The organism is Oerskovia enterophila (assembly GCF_001692445.1).
GTDB classification, from domain to species: Bacteria; Actinomycetota; Actinomycetes; order Actinomycetales; family Cellulomonadaceae; genus Oerskovia; species Oerskovia enterophila.
Window position 1 is genome coordinate 1 of the sequence record NZ_MAQA01000022.1, and the last position, 14,578, is coordinate 14,578.

The window sequence follows — 14,578 nt, forward strand, 5'->3', positions numbered from 1 at the left end:
GAACAGGGCCGTGCGGTTGCGCAGGAGCAGCGTGGTCTCGGCGCGGGCTCGCTGCGCCGCGTCGGCTCGCTCGTCCGCGCCGAGACCACGCTGCTCCTGCGCAACCGCACGGCCCTGTTCAACGGGGTCGCGCTGGCCCCCGCGATGGTCGCGTTCCTGCACTTCTCCGGAGCGCTCGAGGCGGTCGTGGGCGACGGGGCCGGGGCGTCGGTCGTCGGGGCCTTCGCGCTCACGAGCCTCATCTGCTTCGCGCTCATGTTCGTCGTCTACTACAACCTGGCGAGTGCCTACGTCGCGCGGCGCGAGGAGCTCGTGCTCAAGCGTCTGCGGACCGGGCAGTGCTCGGACGCCGAGATCCTGATCGGCGCCGCGACGCCCGCGGTCGTGACGATGCTCGGCCAGCTCGTGCTGGGCGGGGCCGCGATCGCGCTGTGGATCGGCCTCGACGCCCCCGCGAACGTGGTGCTGCTGCTCGTCGCGGTGCTCGGGGGGACGTTCGTCTTCGCGGCGCTCGCCGCCGCGAGCACCGCGTTCACGCGCACGCTCGAGTCGGTCCAGCTCTCGACCCTGCCCATCATGGCCCTCGCGCTGCTGCTCTCGGGGACCACGCTGCCCCTCGCGCTCCTGCCGGAGAGCGTCCAGACGCTCGCCGCATTCACGCCCCTGCACCCCGTCGGCGAGCTCCTGACGATCGGCCTCACCGGGCTGGGGCCCGACGGCGACGCGGTCGGCTTCGGGGAGACGTTCGCCCTGGCCGCGCAGCCGCTCGCGATCCTGCTCGCCTGGTGCGTGGTCGGCGCGTGGCTCGCGGCCCGGTACATGCGGTGGGAGCCGCGCCGCTGAGGCGGTCGTGACGTCGCTCGTGGTGGACCCGGGCCGGGCGGCGTCGTCGAGCACGAGGTTGCGATCGGTCGAGCACGAGGTTGCGGTCGCTCTCCTGCTGAGAGCGACCGCAACCTCGTGCTCGGCACCGGAGCACCGGGAGCACCGGAGGACCGGAGCCCCGGGAGCAACCGGAGCACCCTCGAAGATGCCCACGTGAAAGGCTGACCCCGTGAGCTGGAACCCCCTCGTCGGCGCGTGGTCGCGTCGCAGCAACCCCGAACGGTTCGACACCTACACGCGCTGGTCGCTGTACGTCGTCGCGACGTTCGAGCTCTTCGTGGTGCTCTGGGTCGTGGGCGAGGTACCCACGGGGCACCCGGCCCTGCTCGCCCCCCTGATCGGGCTGTGCCTCGCGCACACCGCCTCGTGCGTCGTCGTGATCCGGTACGGGGTCACCCGGTTCCTCGGCGGCCCGCCGCCTCCCCGGTGGGCCCTGGGCGCCATGTGCGGGCTCGCGCTCGCGACCTGCGTGGTCGGCCTCGCGGCGTACCCGACGGGTGAGGGATCCATGTTCCAGGGCAACACACCGGTCCTGGTCGTGACCGCGGCGACCGCGTTCTCGGTCGCGGCCTGCGCGCCGCTCCTGACCTTCCGGTGGTTGGCGCTCGGGGCGGTCGGCGTCGCGGCGGTCTCGGGGCTCGTCTCGTGGTTCGTCGCCCCGGTCCGCGACGAGACGGCGGCGGGCATCGCGGTGGGCCAGGGGATCGGCGTCGTCCTCATGTGCGTCGGGATCTTCGCGTCCTACCGGGTGTCGGTGTGGATGCTCGGGATCGTGTGGGAGCAGGAGCGCAACCGCGTCCTGCACGCACGCCTTGCCGTGGCCGAGGAGCGGCTGCGCTTCTCGCGCGACCTGCACGACGTGTTCGGTCGCACGCTCTCGGTCGTGGCCGTCAAGAGCGAGCTGGCCGCGGAGCTCGCCTCGCGCGGACGCCCCGGAGCGGCCGAGCAGATGCTCGAGGTGCGCCAGATCGCGCAGGACTCGCTGCGCGAGGTGCGGGCGGTCGTCGCGGGCTACCGTGCCGCGGACCTGGCCGCGGAGCTCAGCGGCGCCCGCTCGGTCCTGCGGTCGGCCGACATCGAGACCACGATCGGGTCGTACGGTGACGGCGAGGAGGGCTCGCTGCCCGAGGCCACGCAGGAGGCGCTCGCCTGGGTCGTGCGCGAGGCCGTGACCAACGTGGTCCGCCACTCCCACGCGACGCGCTGCGAGATCACCCTGCGCGTCGAGCGCGGCGAGGCGGTCCTGACCGTGACCAACGACGGCGTCCCCGACCTCGACCGCACCACGACCAGCCCGGGCAGCCCCAGCGGGTCCGGACTGATCGGGCTCGGCGAGCGGCTCGCCGGGGCCGGTGGTCGGCTCGAGACCGACCTCGAGCCCCCCACGTTCCGTCTCACGGCCACCGTCCCGCTCCCGGGGGTCGGTAGCCTCGTCTCGCGCATGCCGCTCGTCCCCCGGGGCCGCGGCACCGGCACCTCTCGCCCCGCCCAGGAAGGCCCCACCGCGTGATCCGCATCCTGCTCGCCGACGACGAGAACCTCATCCGCGACGCCCTGGCCACCCTGCTCTCGCTCGAGGACGACCTCGAGGTTGTCGTCCAGGCCGCGTCGGGGACCGAGGCGCTCGCGGCCGCACGCAAGCACACGCCCGACGTCGCGGTGCTCGACCTCCAGATGCCCGGCCTCGACGGGATCGAGCTCGCCCAGGCCCTGGCCGCCGAGGTGCCCGGGTGCGGGGTCGTCATGGTCACGAGCCACGGCCGACCGGGGTACCTCAAGCGCGCGCTCGAGGCCGGGGTGCGCGCGTTCCTGCCCAAGACCGTCTCGTCGCGCGTCCTGGCGGACGTGGTGCGTCAGGTCCACGCGGGCGGACGCTACGTGGACCCCGAGCTGGCCGCCGAGGCCATCGCGGCCGGCGCGAGCCCCCTGACGCCCCGCGAGGCCGACGTGCTCGAGCTCGCCGCCGGGGGAGCGCCCGTCGAGGAGATCGCGACGCGCGCCTCGCTCGCACCGGGCACGGTGCGCAACTACCTCTCGTCGGCCGCGGCCAAGCTGGGCGCGACGAACCGCCACGAGGCCGTCCACCTCGCCCGCCGACACGGGTGGATCTGACGGTGCGTCCCGGCCGGGGTGAGGGTCTCACCCCGGGCGCGCGGCGCCGTCGGGCCCGACGACGGCACGCGGCCCGGTAGGCTCGGTGACCGTGCCGAAAGCTCATCCTGACAGCCGCGCGTACCGACTCGTCGCGATCGTCGTGCGACCCCTGATGTTCGCGATCACCCGCCGTGACTGGCAGGGGGCGGAGAACATCCCCGCCACCGGCGGCTTCATCGCCGCGGGCAACCACATGTCGAACATCGACCCGCTGACGTTCGCCCACTTCCTGTACGACCACGGCCGGGCGCCCAAGATCCTGGCCAAGGCGTCGCTCTGGAAGATCCCCGGCCTGCGCTGGCTCCTGGACCAGACCGGGATGATCCCGGTGCAGCGCAACACCGCGGGGGCTGCGTCCTCGGTGAGCGCGGCGGTCGACCAGCTCGCGCTGGGCGAGTGCGTCGCGGTGTTCCCCGAGGGCACCCTGACCCGTGACCCGGACCTGTGGCCCATGGTCGGCAAGACCGGTGCGGCGCGCCTCGCCCTCGCGAGCCGCATGCCCGTGGTGCCCATCGCGCAGTGGGGCATGCAGGACATCCTGCCCCGCTACAGCAAGCGGTTCCGGCCGATCCCGCCCAAGGACGTGGCCGTGCACGCGGGCCCGCCCATCGACCTGTCGGACCTCTACGAGCGTCCCATCGACACCGCGACCCTGCGCGAGGCCACCAACCGCATCATGGACGCCATCACCGGGCTGCTCGAGGAGATCCGCGGCGAGAAGGCCCCGGCCGAACGGTTCGACGTCCGCAAGAACCCCGGCTCGGAGGAACGCAAGTGAGCACCACCACCCACCCGTCGCCCGTCACGGCAGCCGTGCTCGGCTCCGGCGCCTGGGGCACCACGTTCGCGGCCGTCCTCGCCGACGCGGGCTGCGAGGTCCGGCTGTGGGGCCGCAACGCCGACGTCGCCGCCGACGTCAACGCCACGCGACACAACTCGGCCTACCTGCCCGGCATCGAGCTGCCCGCGGGGCTCACCGCGACGACCGACGCGGCCGCGGCGCTCGCGGGCGCCCAGCTCGTGGTCGTCGCGATCCCCTCGCAGAGCGCCCGCGCGACGCTCGCCCCGCTGCGCGAGCACCTCGCCGAGGGCGCGGTCGCGGTCTCGCTCATGAAGGGCGTCGAGCTCAGCACCGACCGTCGCATGAGCGAGGTCGTCGCCGAGGTGTGGGGGCTCCCGCTGGACAAGGTCGCCGTGGTCTCGGGCCCCAACCTGGCCCGCGAGATCGCCGAGCACCAGCCCACCGCGACCGTGGTCTCCGCGAACGACCCGGAGACGGCCCGCTTCGTCGCCGCGGCCTGCTCGTCGTCCTACTTCCGGCCGTACACCAACTCGGACGTCGTGGGCGTCGAGCTGTGCGGCGCGGTGAAGAACGTCATCGCGCTCGCCGTGGGCATCGCCCAGGGCCGCGGGTTCGGGTACAACACGACCGCGACGGTCATCACGCGCGGTCTCGTCGAGATCACGCGCCTCGGGCTCGCGCTGGGTGCGGACGCCGAGACCTTCTCGGGCCTCGCGGGCATGGGGGACCTGGTCGCGACCTGCACGTCGCCCCTGTCGCGCAACCACACGCTCGGCAAGCACATCGGGCAGGGAATGAGCCTCGAGGAGGCCGTCGCGGCGACCGGCGGCACCGCGGAGGGCGTCAAGTCCTGCCGCTCCGTCCTCGAGCTCGCGCAGAAGGTGGGCGTCGACATGCCCATCACGGCCGGCGTCGTGGCCGTCCTGCACGAGGGCATGCCGGTCGACGACATGGCCCGCGGGCTGCTCGCGCGTCCGCAGAAGTCCGAGGGCGTGACGTCGGGGCACTGACCCCGGTCAGTCGTCGTCACGCACCTCGACGACGACCCGCGTCGGGTCCGTGAGGGCATAGACCCTGAACGGGTTGTCGGTGTCGTCCGTCCCGATGAACGACTGCGTGTACCCCTCGAACACACTGCGGAGAGCGACCTCCTCGACCTCGTCGGTCCCGGCGACCCGCAGGTGGTTGGGGCCCGAGTACTCGGCGACGCCCGTGTCCGTGGGGTATCCCGAGCCCGAGATCATGACCTGCAGCGTGCCGTCCCCGGCGAGCGGGAAGACGTTCCCGCTGCCGTCGTCGATCGCCTCCGGGACGTACTCGACGCGCCATCCGGGCGTGCCCGTGCCGCCCAGCTCGTAGACGACGCGGTCGAACCCGTCGTGGCGTCCGACCCGCAGGTCGGTCACGGTGAGCGCCGCGCCGGCGGAGGGCTCGGAGACGTCCGGGTCGGTGTTCGCGGGGAACGCGGGAGCCGTGGTCGAGCCGTCCTCCTCGGTGGAGCCGGTCGATCCGGGCGCTTCGGTGGGGGTGCCGGAGGCGCCGTCGGTGGGGAGCGGGCTGGTGTCCGGGGATGCCGTGCGCGACGGGGACTCGACGGGCGTCGCGTCGTACCCGCCGTTCCCGCCGGAGCACGCTGTGAGCACGAAGAACGCCCCGAGGCTCACGGCGGCGAGGGCCGGTCGCCGCTGCCCGCGGCGAACCGTCCGGGTGGCCGATCGGGTGGCGCGGTCCATGACTGCCTCCTGCTCGAAGCGTGCGGCCGGGAGCGGTTCCCGGCTGTCTCGAGCCTAGGCCGGGCAGGACACGGACGCATGGAGGGAGGGTCTCGATCGGGTGCCTCGGCGACGGCGGGCGCTGCGGTTCTGCGGTGTCCACGGCCGAACGATGACAGGGACCGGCCCCACGACCTAGCCTGGCTCCATGCCGTGGTTCAGCAGCGTGGGCGCGCCTCTCTTCCTCGTCGTCGTGCTCGTGGTCGTCGCGGTGGTCGCGATCGAGCGCATGGTGAGCGGGCGTTCCATGGAGAGGCGGCTCGGGGACGGACGAGGGGCTGGCGAGACCGCGGGGGCCGGCGCATTCGGCGAGCTCGTCGACGTCTTCCAGCCGAGCAGGGTCCACCTCACCGAGGAGAAGGAGCGGCAACGGCTCGACATCGCGCAGGCGCCGTCCACCGCCCCTCCGATCGACGTCGACCTCGAGTCCGGGGTCGTCGTCTTCCGTGCTGACGCGTACGAGCCGCAGGCCGCCGACGGGACGGCCTCCGCACGCTAGCTGCCCGCGGCGAGCCGCAGCGCGCGGTCGAGGTCCGCCCACAGGTCCTCGACGTCCTCGATGCCGACGCTCATGCGCAACAGGTCCTCGGGGACCGTGAGCGACTCGGTCGCGAACCGTCGCCGCCGCTCGAGGCTCGACTCGACCCCTCCCAGGCTCGTGGCGGGAACCCACAGCTCGACGGCCTCGACCACCGCGTCCGCGGCCTCGCGACCGCCCCGGGGGCGCAGCCCGATGATCGCCCCGAAGCCCGTCATGGTGCGGGCCGCGCGCTCGTGGCCCGGGTCGGTCGGCAGGCTCGGGTGCCGGACCTCCTCGACGAGCGGGTGCTCGGCCAGGCGCCGGGCGATCTCCGCGGCGTTGGCCTGGGACCGCTCGACGCGCAGCGCGAGCGTGCGCAGCCCGCGCAGCGCGAGCCACACCTCCCACGGGCCGGCGATCGCGCCGTGCAGGGTCCGGTAGGCGCGGACCTTCGCGGCCAGGTCCGGGTCGCTCGTCACGACGGCACCGAGCACGACGTCGGAGTGCCCCGCGAGGTACTTCGTGACCGAGTGCACGACGACGTCCGCGCCGTGAGCGAGGGGCTGCTGGCCCAGCGGGGTCGCGAACGTGTTGTCGACCGCCGTGAGGACCCCCCGCTCGCGCGCCGCGGCGAGGAGCACGGGCAGGTCCGCGACCTCGAGCATGGGGTTGGTCGGCGACTCGATCAGCAGCAGGTCCGCCCCGCCGATCGCCGCGAGCACCTGGTCGGTGTCGGCGACGTCCACGCGGACGACCTCGACCCCGTGGCGGGCCTCGAGGTCGTCCGCGAAGCCGAGCGTCACCTGGTAGGCGTGCCGGGGCACGACGACCTTGCCGCCCGCCGGGACGAACGAGAAGACCGCCGCGATCGCCGCCATCCCGCTGCTGAAGACGATGCCCGGCTCCGAGGCGCCCTCGAGCGTGGCCAGGGCCTCCTCGAACGGGTGCCAGGTCTCGGTGTCCATGCGCGTGTACAGGAGCTCGCCGGGCTGCTGCACACCGCGAGACACGTACGTCGAGGACAGGACGACGGGCGGGTTCACGGGCCCGCCCTGCTCGCGGGGCGGGCGTCCGGCCGCAACCGCGATCGTGGCGGGGGACAGGGGGGAGCTGTGGACGGTGGGCGCGGTCGGCCCGGTCGGCTCGGTCGTCATGGGGGTGAGATTACGCCTGGGCAGCGGGTGGGTGCCGCGAGCAACCGACGGACGGAACGGCGGCGCCCCCGGTTCAGTCCTCGACCGGTCCGAGCAGCGCGCTCGCGAACGTCGAGTGCGCGGACTCGTCGTCCGAGGGGTGGAAGATCCCCGCGAGCACGTCCCGGTAGAGGCGCCCCAGCTCGGAGGACGCGAAGTACGAGGACCCGCCGGACACGCGGATCGCCTGGTCGACCACGACGCGCGCCGTCTCGGTCGCGCGGACCTTGAGGCCCGCGACCGCCGTGAACCAGCCGGCCCCCCGGTCCACGAGGGCGTCGATCTCGCCCGCGACCTGGTCGATCTGCGGGTAGATCCCGTCCATCGCGATACCCGCGTCCGCGACGCGCCAGCGGATGTCCGGGTCCTGGGAGAGCGGCCTGCCGCCGTTCTTCATCGAGGTGCGCCGGTGCGCGTTCTCGACCGCGAGCTCGAGGGCTCGCTTGCCGATCCCCGTGTAGACCGACGCGAGGAGCACCTCGAACGTCGTGAAGATCGCGAGCACGAGCGGGTCCGTGGAGGGGCCGGGCGCGAGGCGCCGGACGACCCGGTCGGCCGGGGCGTGCGCGCCGACCAGCAAGGTAGTGCGGCTCTGGCTCGCGCGCATGCCGACCGTGTCCCAGTCGTCCAGGACGTCGACGCCGCCGCCCTCGCGCGTCACGAACGCGTGCACGAGGCGAGGGTCGCCTTCGAGCCCCGGGCCGTCCTCGGCCGCCGTCTCGATCCCGAGCACACCCAGCCGCGTCCACGCGGGCGAGAGCGACGTGAAGATCTTGCGGCCGTGGAACGAGTAGCCGCCCTCGCCGTCGGGTCGGGCCTGGGTCCGGGACCCGAACAGGACCAGGTCGTTGCACGGCTCCGAGTACCCGAACGCGAAGACCTCGCCGCGCGCGGCCTCCTCGAGCACGAAGTCGAGCGAGTGGTCCCCGCGCTCGTACAGGTAGCGCGCGACGCCGGTCCACACGTGGTGCATGTTGACAGCCAGGGCGGTCGCAGGAGCGGCACCCGCGAGGCGGATCTGCTCGTGCGCCACGTCGCGCAGCCCCAGGCCCGGGCCGCCCATCGCGGTCGGGACGAAGGCCCGGAGGTAGCCGGCTGCTGTCAGCTCCTCAAGGTCCTCGGTGAAGAAGGCGTTCTCGCGGTCATAGCCCGCGGCACGCGAGCGGATGCGGTCGAGCAGGTCGTCGGTCAGCAGGGGGAGGCTCATGCCCCCGTTCTATCACCGCTCCTTCACGAGCGGGGACCGTTCCTGTTCTCTCGGGGAAGCGGGGTTCCGGTAGGGTCGTCCGCGATGTCCAGCCAGCCAGAACCCAGTGCTCCCGCGCGCAAGACGCGCGTCCTCATCCTCTTCGGCGGACGCTCCGGCGAGCACGTCATCTCGTGCGCCACCGCGGGCGGCGTCATGCGTGCGATCGACCGCGACCGCTACGAGATCGTCCCCGTCGGGATCACCAAGGCGGGCCAGTGGGTCCTCGCCGCGGACGAGCCCGCGCGCTGGGAGATCACGGCGGGCAACCTGCCCGAGGTCACCGCGACGGGCGGCGAGGTCCTGCTGCCGCTCGCGGTCGGTCAGCGTGGGCTGCGCGTCCTGGAGCCGGGCGAGTTCCCGCGCGAGCTGGGCGAGGTCGACGTCGTCTTCCCGCTGCTGCACGGCCCGTTCGGCGAGGACGGCACGCTCCAGGGCCTGCTCGAGCTGGCCGACGTGCCCTACGTGGGTGCGGGCGTGCTCGCCTCCGCCGTGGGCATGGACAAGCACTTCATGAAGCTCGTCCTCGCGGGCCAGGGGCTGCCCATCGCGCCGTACACGGTCATCCGCCCGGGGGAGTGGGACCGCAACCCCGCCGCCTGGACGGAGACGGTCGCGGGCCTGGGGCTGCCGGTCTTCGTCAAGCCCGCTCGCGCCGGGTCGAGCCTGGGGATCACCAAGGTCGACGACCTCGCTGACCTGCCCGCGGCGATCGACGAGGCGCGCAAGCACGACCCCAAGGTCGTGATCGAGGCCGGGGTCGTCGGACGCGAGATCGAGTGCGCAGTGCTCGGGGGGCGCCAGGGCGAGCGCCCGCGCGCGTCGCTGCCCGGTGAGATCGTCGTGACGGACACGAACCACGACTTCTACGACTTCGAGGCCAAGTACCTCGACGAGGCCGGCGTCGAGCTGAGCTGCCCGGCCGACCTGCCCCAGCAACTCGTCGACGAGGTGCGCGACGTCGCGGTCCGCACGTTCGAGGCGGTCGGAGCGGAGGGCCTGTCCCGGGTCGACGTGTTCGTCACGGACGAGGGCCAGGTCGTCGTCAACGAGATCAACACCATGCCGGGCTTCACGCCGTTCTCGATGTACCCCCGCATGTGGGAGAAGTCAGGCATCTCCTACCCCGACCTGATCGACGAGCTCATCCAGCTCGCGCTCGAGCGCCCCACGGGCTTGCGCTGACCGTTCCGGCGGCTCGACCCGACGGACGCGAGGAGCGCGCCACCCCCGGGGGTGGCGCGCTCCTCGCGTCCGTCCGTCGGGAAGGTCACATGCAGTAGCGCGTCTGCTCGACCTTGGACACCGCGCGGTTGAGGTCGGAGACGAACGACGACGAGTGGTCCGAGCTGACCGACGGCGGGATCTGGACCTCGACCGCGGGGTCGCGCCCGTACGTGACGAAGGTCCACGTGCCCTTGCCGTCGTCGGCGACGATCCAGTCGACGCTGCCCGCGGCGCTCGGCACGCCCTGGCAGCCCGTCGTGGTGGGCTCGGGCGGCGTGACGCCGCACCGCAGCGTCACGGCGGCGCCCGACGCGCCCCAGGCCGCGGTGGCCTGGCTGTCGGTCTTGACCTTGGGCAGGTCGCCCAGCATGTCGGGGACCGCGAGGACGACCTCGGCGCACTTCGGGTCGGCTGCGTCGTCGGCGACCGGGACGCCGATGGTCGGGGCGCAGGCGCTGGTGCCTGCGACCACGGCGAGCAGCAGGATCCCGGCGAGCGTCCGACGTCGGGCAGGGGTACGAGGGGCGTTCAGCACCCTCCAACGGTAGCCGCTCCGGCGGGGGCCTCCGTCCCGCGTAAGGTGGCGCCGTGACTGATCTGAACGAGGGCCGGGTGCTGGTGCGCGAGACGTCCGAGGAGGAGCTGCTCGCGGCGATCTTCCCGCTCCTGCCGACGGGTGCGGCGACCCTCGTGGGGCCCGGCGACGACTCGGCCGTCGTGAGCGCCCCCGACGGGCGCTTCGTGGTCTCGACCGACGTGCTGGTCGAGCGTCGGCACTTCCGCCCGGAGTGGTCCACGGGGTACGACGTCGGGTGGCGCGCCGCGATGCAGAACCTCGCCGACATCGCGGCCATGGGGGCGCGGCCCACCTCGCTCGTGGTCTCGCTCGTGATCCCGGGGCACCTGCCGGTCGAGTGGGTCACGGGCCTGGCCCGCGGTCTCGCCGCGGCGTGCGCGCCCAGCGGTGCGGCCGTGGTCGGGGGAGACCTGTCGAGCGGGGACGACGTGGTCGTCGCGGTCACGGTGCACGGGGACCTGGGCGGGCGGGCGCCGGTCCTGCGCTCGGGAGCCCAGGTGTCCGACGTCGTCGCGCACGCCGGGCGGCGAGGCTGGTCCGCCGCGGGGCTCGCCCTGCTCGACCACGACCTGGGCCCCCTGGACCAGGGCCTGGTCGACGCCTACCTGCGTCCCGAGCCGCCACTCGACGCGGGCCCGGCGGCCGCGGACTCCGGGGCCACGGCCATGCTCGACCTGTCCGACGGCCTGCTGCGTGACGCCGGGCGCCTCGCCCGGGCGAGCGGCGTGGGCATCGACCTGGACCTGGGGGCCTTCCGCGGGGACCTGGACCGGCTGGTCGTCGCGGCGTCCGCCGTCAGCGCAGCGAGCGGGACGCTCGCGCCTGCCGGGGCCGAGCCGGGCCCGGCAGGCGCCGCGGAGACGGCCCTCGCCCGCGACTGGGTCCTGACGGGCGGTGAGGACCACGGCCTGCTCGCGACGTTCCCCGCGGGGACCGCGCTGCCCGAGCCGTTCCGTGCGGTGGGACGGGTCGTCGCCGCGCCGTCGGCGGGCGTGCCAGGGGCTGCCGAGGGCCGGGCTCCGTCGGTCACGGTCGACGGGGCCGCGCCGCGCGCGCACGGCGTCGGGTGGGACCACTTCCGCGGCTGAGGGTCGGGCGGCCGACGAGGTTGCCCGGTCGTCAGGCGCGCGGGCGGGTCGGGCCTGGCACGCGTCGAGGGGACCGACCCGGAGGGCGACCCCCTCGACGGGAGGAGCTGTTGTGCTGCGGGCCGGTCAGACCGTGCGACGGAAACGGACCTGCGTCAGGTCACGGCCGCCGATGTCGTCGCGACGCTCGACCCCGTCCGGGGCGAACCCGTGACGACGGTAGAAGTGCTGGGCGCGCTCGTTGTCCTTGAGGACCCACAGCGAGACCGGCGTGCGCGGCGGGACCTTGCCGAGCATGGTCCGCATGAGGTCACGGGCGACGCCCCGTCCCCAGGCCTCGGGGTCGAGGTAGATCGCGTAGACCTCGAGGTCCCCGGACTCGGCGTCCTCGTCGCGAGCGGGGCCGAGGCTCGCGAAACCGAGCGCGCGACCGTCGGCCTCGGCCAGGAGGATGTCGGCGCCCGAGCTCGCGAGGTTCTGCGTCCAGGCGGCCTCGCGCTGGTCGTGGTCGAGCGATGCGAGGTAGTCGTCCGGGACGATCCCGGCATACGCCCCACGCCACGAGGCGATGTGCACCTGGGCGATCGACGCCGCGTCCTGCGGAGTTGCCGTGCGGATCGTTACCTCGTTGAGTTCCGTCACCATGACCAAATCCTGCCACTTCCGTGGAGTTTCACCAAACCTCTTTGTCCGGATCTTCAGCAAATCTCCCCAAGGTGATGTGCTGGTGGGATGAGAGGAGCGGCGGGCGTGCTAGCCCGCGTGTGCCGTGCGTCGTCCGCCGATCCTCTCAGCCTTTCACCCCGCGTGCGCGCTGGGCGCGGTCCGAGCGGCGAGCGCCTGCTGGACCTCCTCGACGATCAGGTCGCCGTTGGTCGCGGCGGCCGCCTGGACGCCCGCGGCCGCCGCGGCGACGACCTGCGCCATGATGTTCGTGACGTTGCCCGCGACCCTGACGCCGGGCACCGAGGTCGCACCCTGGGGGTCGGAGGGTACGAAGGTCCCGATCGTCACCCCGTCGACGACCTGGTCCTCGGTCTCGACCCCGAGCGACGTGAGGACCGCGGACCGGGCCGTGAAGCGGGGCGCGACCACGAGCGCCGTGCACTCCACGACCTCCCCGGACGCGAGCCGGGCGCCGCTCAGCGCGTCCGCGTCGAGCGCGAGCCCCGCGACGCGGCCCTCGACCACCCGGATGCCGCGCGCGTCGAGGGCGGCACGGGTCTCGGCGTCCGGGGCCGGTGACCCGTGGAGGAAGAGCGTGACGTCGTCGGTCCACTGGCGCCACATCTGGGCCTGGTGGATCGACATCGGGCTCGTGGCGAGGATGCCCACCGCCTGGTCGCGCACCTCCCAGCCGTGGCAGTACGGGCAGTGCAGGACGTCCTTGCCCCACCGTTCGGCGAGCCCGGGGACGTCGGGCAGCTCGTCGACGAGGCCCGTGGTCACGAGCAGACGACGAGCCCGGACGGCTCGGCCGTCGGTCGTGAGGACCTCGAAGCCGCCGTCGGGCAGGGCGGTCGCGGACTCGACCGTGCCCTGGGAGATCCGGCCCCCGTAGGCCGCGACCTCGGCGCGTCCGGTCGCCAGGAGCGCGGCGGGGTCCTCGCCGTCGCGGGACAGGTAGCCGTGCATGTGTGCGGCCGGTGCGTTGCGCGGACGGCCCGCGTCGATCACGAGCACGCTGCGTCGTGCCCGGGCGAGCGTGAGCGCTCCGCTCAGGCCCGCCGCACCGCCTCCGACGACCACGACGTCGTAGGTCTCCGGTGCTGCGTCGTTCGATGTGCTCTCGCCCGTGGCGGGCGCTGGGTTCTCTCGGGTCACGGTGACCACCTCCGTCGTCGAGCATCCGCGCTCGCGTCGCGAGTTGGCAATTCCTCTTGCTGGAGTGGCAAACTCGACGGCATGGACGATCCCTTCGCCGCGGCCCTCGAGGCCGTCGGGCCACGGCTGCGCGCGCTGCGCCAGCAGCGTCAGCTGACCCTCTCCGAGCTCTCCGAGCGCACGGGCATCTCGGTGAGCACGCTGTCCCGGCTCGAGTCCGGGGGCCGGCGCCCCACGCTCGAGCTCCTGCTGCCGCTCGCCCGCGAGCACGAGGTGCCGCTCGACGAGCTCGTCGGTGCTCCACCGACGGGAGACCCGCGGATCCACGCGCGCCCGGTCAAGCGGCACGGGTCCACGTTCCTGCCGCTCTCACGCAGGCCGGGCGGCGTCCAGGCCTACAAGCAGCTCCTGCACGGCCGGACCTCCGACGTCCTGCCCGAGACCAGAGTGCACGAGGGCTACGAGTGGCTGTACGTCCTGGGCGGACGGCTGCGCCTCCTGCTCGGCGAGCACGACCTGGTCCTCGGCGAGGGCGAGGCCGCCGAGTTCGACACCCGCACCCCGCACGCGATCCTCAGCGCCGACGAGCACCCGGTCGAGCTGCTCGTCCTCTACGGCCCCCAGGGGGAGCGGGCGCACGTGCGGGCGCGGCCCGTCTCGCGTGCCGCCGACCGGGACTGATCACGCCCGAGCGTGCCCGGCGCCTGGGCGACCCGCCTGCCCGAGGGGAGCCCCGCCGTCGGGCACCTGCCCCCGGACACACGAGAGCCCGCCAGGACGGATCCTGGCGGGCTCTCGTGGAACGAGCTGAAAGGCTCAGACGTGACGGACGACCTTGCCGGCCTTCAGGCACGAGGTGCACACGTTGAGGCGCTTCGGGGTGCCCGAAACGATGGCACGGACGCGCTGGATGTTCGGGTTCCAGCGACGCTTCGTACGGACGTGCGAGTGCGAGATGCTGTGCCCGAAGCTCGGGCCCTTGCCGCAGACTTCGCAGTTGGCAGCCACGATTTCTCCTGATCGTCGTGCACGCCTCCGCGAAGGACAGCGGCGACGTAGTGAATGGTCTGTGGGGTGAACGCTCCGTACCGGCAGAAGCCGGGGAGCGTCCGTGGTCGCCCAGATCTGTCCGGGCAACCTCCATAGGGTAGCCGATGGCCGCCCTCCACCCCAAACCGGCCCGAACGCATGCAAGAGGCAGCGCGCGAGGCGGACTACGGTGGTCCGGACAGTATCGCAGGCTCGACGGGGGTTCGGCACCCTCGCGTGCCGCCCCGGACCGAGGAGCCC

The 14,578-nt window shown here is 73.4% G+C and carries 16 protein-coding genes; 9 read left to right on the plus strand and 7 right to left on the minus strand.

From position 1 onward, the window contains the following. From OERS_RS10295 to OERS_RS10315, 5 genes are all read left to right on the plus strand, one after another. Positions 1-843 (plus strand): ABC transporter permease (locus tag OERS_RS10295; RefSeq protein ID WP_083201366.1); only part of this gene is annotated, 843 nt, incomplete at its 5' end. Positions 844-1,054: 211 nt separating this feature from the next. Continuing rightward, positions 1,055-2,395, plus strand: coding sequence for a sensor histidine kinase (locus OERS_RS10300; RefSeq protein WP_056648431.1), 1,341 nt, complete (start codon positions 1,055-1,057; stop codon positions 2,393-2,395). Next, positions 2,392-2,997, plus strand: coding sequence for a response regulator transcription factor (locus OERS_RS10305; RefSeq protein ID WP_068625695.1), 606 nt, complete (start codon positions 2,392-2,394; stop codon positions 2,995-2,997). Before OERS_RS10300 ends, OERS_RS10305 begins: the two co-directional genes overlap by 4 nt. 91 nt (positions 2,998-3,088) lie before the next feature. After that, a complete protein-coding gene (locus tag OERS_RS10310) occupies positions 3,089-3,817 on the plus strand; it encodes a lysophospholipid acyltransferase family protein (RefSeq protein WP_068625734.1) in 729 nt (242 codons plus the stop codon). Continuing rightward, positions 3,814-4,851, plus strand: coding sequence for an NAD(P)H-dependent glycerol-3-phosphate dehydrogenase (locus tag OERS_RS10315; RefSeq protein WP_068625696.1), 1,038 nt, complete (start codon positions 3,814-3,816; stop codon positions 4,849-4,851). The genes OERS_RS10310 and OERS_RS10315 overlap by 4 nt, the downstream gene beginning before the upstream one ends. 6 nt (positions 4,852-4,857) lie before the next feature. Here OERS_RS10315 and OERS_RS10320 read toward each other — a convergent pair whose 3' ends face one another. Beyond that, on the minus strand, positions 4,858-5,574 hold the full coding sequence (locus OERS_RS10320) for an AMIN-like domain-containing (lipo)protein (protein ID WP_068625697.1): 717 nt from the start codon (positions 5,572-5,574) through the stop codon (positions 4,858-4,860). Positions 5,575-5,761: 187 nt separating this feature from the next. Between OERS_RS10320 and OERS_RS10325 the strand changes: the two genes are divergently transcribed. Beyond that, positions 5,762-6,112, plus strand: a complete 351-nt coding sequence (locus OERS_RS10325; RefSeq protein ID WP_068625698.1) for a DUF6191 domain-containing protein — start codon at positions 5,762-5,764, stop codon at positions 6,110-6,112. Here OERS_RS10325 and OERS_RS10330 read toward each other — a convergent pair. Continuing rightward, a complete protein-coding gene (locus OERS_RS10330) occupies positions 6,109-7,287 on the minus strand; it encodes a trans-sulfuration enzyme family protein (RefSeq protein WP_068625699.1) in 1,179 nt (392 codons plus the stop codon). The genes OERS_RS10325 and OERS_RS10330 overlap by 4 nt on opposite strands. 73 nt (positions 7,288-7,360) lie before the next feature. Further along, positions 7,361-8,533: an acyl-CoA dehydrogenase family protein gene (locus OERS_RS10335; RefSeq protein WP_068625700.1), complete on the minus strand. Its 1,173-nt coding sequence runs from the start codon at positions 8,531-8,533 to the stop codon at positions 7,361-7,363. Positions 8,534-8,617: 84 nt separating this feature from the next. On the opposite strand from OERS_RS10335, the gene OERS_RS10340 reads away from it, so the two are divergent. Further along, entirely contained in the window at positions 8,618-9,757 is a 1,140-nt protein-coding gene (locus tag OERS_RS10340; protein ID WP_068625701.1) for a D-alanine--D-alanine ligase family protein, read from the plus strand. Between the two features lie 85 nt (positions 9,758-9,842). Here OERS_RS10340 and OERS_RS10345 read toward each other — a convergent pair whose 3' ends face one another. Then, the gene (locus OERS_RS10345; protein WP_231907695.1) at positions 9,843-10,334 is read right to left on the minus strand and encodes a DUF3515 family protein; all 492 of its coding nucleotides are present in this window, start codon (positions 10,332-10,334) and stop codon (positions 9,843-9,845) included. A gap of 62 nt (positions 10,335-10,396) precedes the next feature. Between OERS_RS10345 and OERS_RS10350 the strand changes: the two genes are divergently transcribed. Next, complete coding sequence (locus OERS_RS10350) at positions 10,397-11,464, plus strand: thiamine-phosphate kinase (protein WP_082848866.1); 1,068 nt, start codon at positions 10,397-10,399, stop codon at positions 11,462-11,464. Positions 11,465-11,590: 126 nt separating this feature from the next. Here OERS_RS10350 and OERS_RS10355 read toward each other — a convergent pair whose 3' ends face one another. Further along, positions 11,591-12,109 carry a GNAT family N-acetyltransferase gene (locus tag OERS_RS10355; protein WP_056648448.1) on the minus strand — a complete coding sequence of 173 codons (519 nt, stop codon included), beginning with the start codon at positions 12,107-12,109 and terminating at the stop codon, positions 11,591-11,593. 153 nt (positions 12,110-12,262) lie between these two features. Beyond that, complete coding sequence (locus OERS_RS10360) at positions 12,263-13,288, minus strand: NAD(P)/FAD-dependent oxidoreductase (RefSeq protein ID WP_211268467.1); 1,026 nt, start codon at positions 13,286-13,288, stop codon at positions 12,263-12,265. Between the two features lie 81 nt (positions 13,289-13,369). Here OERS_RS10360 and OERS_RS10365 point away from each other — a divergent pair, with 81 nt between their 5' ends. Next, entirely contained in the window at positions 13,370-13,969 is a 600-nt protein-coding gene (locus OERS_RS10365; protein WP_068625703.1) for a helix-turn-helix domain-containing protein, read from the plus strand. 135 nt (positions 13,970-14,104) lie between these two features. Here OERS_RS10365 and rpmB read toward each other — a convergent pair whose 3' ends face one another. Continuing rightward, complete coding sequence (gene rpmB / locus OERS_RS10370; RefSeq protein WP_056648452.1) at positions 14,105-14,296, minus strand: 50S ribosomal protein L28; 192 nt, start codon at positions 14,294-14,296, stop codon at positions 14,105-14,107. Positions 14,297-14,578: the final 282 nt, after the last annotated feature.